The organism is Neisseria sp. HMSC068C04, from assembly GCF_001810105.1.
Taxonomy (GTDB): Bacteria; Pseudomonadota; Gammaproteobacteria; order Burkholderiales; family Neisseriaceae; genus Neisseria; species Neisseria flavescens_B.
The window spans coordinates 1-265 of the sequence record NZ_KV799975.1 but is presented as its reverse complement, the minus strand read 5'-3'; the positions used below and the strand labels follow the sequence as shown (position 1 = coordinate 265).

At 44.9% G+C, this 265-nt stretch carries 1 protein-coding gene; it reads right to left on the bottom strand.

Translation table 11 applies throughout. The features are described 5' to 3' along the window. The coding region (locus HMPREF2700_RS07845) for an IS30 family transposase (protein ID WP_070591392.1) at positions 1 to 265 on the bottom strand (265 nt) is incomplete at both ends.

Below are 265 nucleotides of genomic sequence, written 5' to 3'. Positions count from 1 at the left end.
AGATTCAAGAATAAAACACTTGGCGTTTCGTAGCCAAGTGTTTTTCTTGGTCGGTGGTTCAACTCATCTTGAACCCTGCGTATCTCCCGATCACTGATGTTGCGGAAATCGGTTTGTTTGGGGAAGTATTGCCGGATGAGTCCGTTGGTGTTCTCATTCAGCCCTTTCTCCCAAGAATGGTAAGGGCGGCAAAAATAAGTCTCCGCTTTCAATGCTTTGGTTATTTTAGTGTGTTGGTAGAACTCTTTGCCGTTATCCATGGTGA